General features: G+C 69.6%; 3 protein-coding genes and 1 pseudogene. All 4 read left to right on the top strand.

The annotated features are described in order from the left end of the window. A pseudogene (locus G6026_RS06465) lies at window positions 1–268 on the top strand (sulfite exporter TauE/SafE family protein); the annotation flags it as partial. Window positions 269–329: 61 nt separating this feature from the next. Then, a complete protein-coding gene (locus G6026_RS06460; RefSeq protein WP_107757679.1) occupies window positions 330–875 on the top strand; it encodes a YetF domain-containing protein in 546 nt (181 codons plus the stop codon). A gap of 78 nt (window positions 876–953) precedes the next feature. Then, the gene (locus G6026_RS06455) at window positions 954–1,844 is read left to right on the top strand and encodes a hypothetical protein (RefSeq protein WP_182612640.1); all 891 of its coding nucleotides are present in this window, start codon (window positions 954–956) and stop codon (window positions 1,842–1,844) included. After that, the gene (locus tag G6026_RS06450; RefSeq protein WP_107757681.1) at window positions 1,837–3,612 is read left to right on the top strand and encodes a GMC oxidoreductase; all 1,776 of its coding nucleotides are present in this window, start codon (window positions 1,837–1,839) and stop codon (window positions 3,610–3,612) included. Before G6026_RS06455 ends, G6026_RS06450 begins: the two co-directional genes overlap by 8 nt. Window positions 3,613–3,618: the final 6 nt, after the last annotated feature.

The following is a 3,618-nucleotide window of genomic DNA, read 5'->3' as shown; positions in this document are numbered from 1 at the left end:
CGCCGCCGCGGTGGCCGGGTCGTTCGTCGGGATCCGGCTCACCTCGGTGGTGCCGGAGAAGGCCCTTCGGAAGGGCTTCGGGTACTTCGTCCTGCTCATGGGCGCGGTGGTCCTGTCCCAGGAACTGCCCTTCCCGGCCGCGCCGATCCTCCTCGGCATCGTCGTGGTCCTGGCCACGGCGGCGATGGCCTGCCTCCTCGCCGCGCGGGACCGATGCCCGCTGCGGTCCCGTCGTCCCGCTGCCACGCCGGCCGCGACTCCGGCCTGAACTCGACGGCCGGTTGCCCGCCCGGTTGCTCTGACCGCGCCGTACGCGCACGATGCGCGGCATGGACTCCACTCTGCTCTGGGACGGCTGGGACCCGATCGTCCACTCCGTCGTGATGGTCGCCTGCGGATTCGTCGCCCTGGTCCTCATCCTCCGGGTGTCCGGGCCCCGCACGATGGCCAAGATGACCCCCCTCGACTTCATCGTCGCCGTCACCATCGGGTCGGCGTTCGGCCGGACCCTCACCGCGACCGAGGTGCCGCTCGTCCAGACGGTGCTGGTCGTGGCGCTGCTCGTCGGTATCCAATGGCTGTTCGCCGCGGTCCGTGCACGGTCACCGCGGGTCAGGTCGCTGCTGGACAGCCCGCCGGTCCTCCTCTACTACCAGGGCCGGATGCAGGGCCGGGCCCTACGGAGCCACCGCCTCCTCGAGGACGATGTCCACACCGCGGCCCGGCAATCCGGGAAGGGATCGCTCGAGGAGGTCGCAGCGGTGATCCTCCAGCAGGACGGCAGCCTGGGGGTGATCGGCCGGGACGATCTGGGCGACGCCTCGAGCCTGCTGCCGTTCACCGGCCGACCCGACATCCGGGACAACGAGGGGTGAGGGGTCCGCCCGGGACCGGTGGCGTGAGGAATATCACATAGTTACCGTGGCCCAACGGTGTTAAACGGAGGCGGAGCCATGGATCAGTTCAACCGGAGGGCCTTCCTGGCGCGAGCGACTCTCCTCGGCGCATTCGTGGGCGCGGGCGTCTCGTTCCCGGGAGCCCTGAACCACTCGATCCGACTCGTGGGACGGGCGAACGCCCAGGCCACCGGCAGCGCAGTCCTCGACGCGGTCGAGGAGTTCTCCCTGGACACCATGCGCGCACTGTGCGTGATGGTCATGCCCGGGCCCGACGAATGGTCGAGACAGCAGGGCACGCCACGCGAGGACCCCGGGCCGATCGAGGTCGGCGGTGGTGAGTTCATGAAGGACCTGTTCGACAACTATCTCGCGATGGGCGACCAACTCGCGCGACCTCTCGCCCTGGGTATGGGAACCGCGCTGGCGGACATGGGCATACCGGCTGAGCCCTTCCTGGGTCTGAGCGAGCCCGACGGTCGCCGCATCGACGAGGTGCTCGGATACGTCTACAGCGATCGCGTGCTCCCGCTGTCCCTGCCCGTCGCCCTGGTCCTCAACACCGGCGCGCTTCTCGTCAATCCCGGTTCGATCACCGGCCCCCTCGGATCGCCGTTCTCCCGGTTGTCGCTCGGGGACAAGTGCCGCGTCCTCGAGGGCATCGAGGGTCCCGTCCCTGAGCTCATCGCGATCGTAGACGGATCATTGCCCGCCCCCCTGCGCGGCTCCGCCTCGGGCTTCCTCCGGTTCGCCGGCGGGATCATGCTCCAGGCCGCCGCGTTCGGTGTGTACTCCGAGCAGAACACCTTCAATCGGCAGACGAGGACGGTGGAGCCGCGCCCGGTCCCCTGGGAGCTCACCGGGTTCCGGCCCACGGGCCTGGTCGACGGCCACCCCGAGTTCGTCGGGTACTACCAGAACCGCACGGAGGTGCCTGCGGATGCGTGACGTCATCGTCATCGGAGCGGGGGGCGGTGGCCCGGTCGTGGCCGCCGAACTGGCCGGGCGGGGCCTCGACGTCCTGATCCTGGAGGGCGGCCCCCGGCACGCCGATCCCGAGAACCAGTGGTCCCACGCCGAGAACGACGCCAACAACCCGAACAACGGCTTCCTCCGGTTCGGACCCGAGGACCGCGACAAGCCCGCGTGGTTCCGGGAATGGACGGACAACCTGTTCATCTGGCAGCTGTCCGGTGTCGGTGGAACCACCCAGCACTACTACGGCAACAGCCCCCGCCCCATGCCCGGCGCGTTCCGCGGGTACACCGGTGCCGACGCCGGAGAGTACGACACCGCCCACCTCTTCCCGTTCAGCTACGAGGAGCTGGTGCCCTACCTGGAATGGGTCGAGGACACCCTCCCGGTGGAGACCGCGGCGATGGGGACGAAGGAGGAGCTGACCTTCCGGGGATGCGAGGGCATCGGTCTCCCGGTCCAGACCTCCCGGAACATCACCCGGCCGGCGTTCCGACCGCAGCAGAACGCGATCCTCCAACCCGGGGGCAACTCGGGACGGACGGACGACGCCAACCTCCTCACCTACCCGCAGGCGACCGGCTGCACCTTCTGCGGCCATTGCTTCCAGGGGTGCTACGTGCCCAGGCGGGCGCCGAGGAACCAGTACGCCAAGCGCTCCACGGACAACAGCTACGTCCCGCTCGGCCTGGCGGCGGACGCGGTCCGCCCCGGGGGGCGGGCGTTCGAGCTGATCGCGGACAGCTTCGTCCAGCGGATCCACCACGAGCAGGAGGGCCCGCACAGCGTCGCCCGGGGCGTGACCTGGCGCAACAACACCACCGGGGAGGTCTTCTCCGAGGACGCCCGGGTCGTGGTCCTGGCCGGAGGGGTGACGGAGAGCCCGCGACTGTGGTTCAACAGCGGGCTGCCCAACCCGAACGACTGGGTCGGTCGCGGCCACACCGACCACCACTTCGACTGGGTGGTGGGCAGCTTCGACGAGTACACGGGCAACTCCAAGGGCGCCAACTCGGCCGCGCGGATGGACTGGCCGGGTCGCGGAGGGATGGAGAACGTCGGGCTGGGCCCGGCGATCCAGGCCTTCACGCTCTCCCTCTCGGACTCAGGGGTGCGCGGGGTCTACGACAACGGCCGGGGCCTGTACGGGCCGTGGGACGGGCCGTCGGGCCGACTTGTGGGCAACGAGCTCAAGGACCTCATGATGGGCGGGATCGACACCCTGCTCAACTTCCTCGTGATCACCGACGACCACGTGCAGTCGAGGAACCGGATCACCCCGTCCCTCTTCCCCGCCGACGAGAACGGCGCGCCCGCCAAGGTGGACGTGACCCTGCGCGACCGCTCCCCCAGAACGCAGGAGAACCGGGAGTTCATGGTGCACAAGTCCGTGGAGATCATGCGGGCCGCCGGGGCGAAGAAGGTGTACCGGCTCGACTGGGCGCCGCTGCTGCTCCACGTGCACTCGTCGATGCGGATGGGTGAGTCCGACCAGAATTCGGTGCTCGACGCCAACGCCGAGGCCCGGTGGGTCAAGCGATTGTTCATCGCGGACAACTCGGCCCTCGCCAACGCACTCGGCGGACCCAACCCGACCCTGACCACCCAGGCGCTCGCCACCCGCACGGCGGAGAAGATATTCCAGCTGTACTTCGGCGGGGACCCGTGGGTGCGCGCCGAGGCACCGGTGGTCAGCACGGATCCCAGGATCTCCGCGCGCATGAACGCGATGGGACTCTGAACGGGC

Origin of the sequence: Dietzia sp. DQ11-38-2 (assembly GCF_014145055.1) — a bacterium.
Taxonomy (GTDB): Bacteria; Actinomycetota; Actinomycetes; order Mycobacteriales; family Mycobacteriaceae; genus Dietzia.
Note: the sequence above shows the minus strand (reverse complement) of the source record. Positions and strands in the feature narration are given on the sequence as shown.

What these genes read in the sequence shown, in the direction of transcription:
- G6026_RS06460 (WP_107757679.1), top strand. Translation starts at nt 330, where the DNA reads ATGGACTCCACTCTGCTCTGGGACGGCTGGGACCCGATCGTCCACTCC.
- G6026_RS06455 (WP_182612640.1), top strand. Translation starts at nt 954, where the DNA reads ATGGATCAGTTCAACCGGAGGGCCTTCCTGGCGCGAGCGACTCTCCTC.
- G6026_RS06450 (WP_107757681.1), top strand. Translation starts at nt 1,837, where the DNA reads ATGCGTGACGTCATCGTCATCGGAGCGGGGGGCGGTGGCCCGGTCGTG.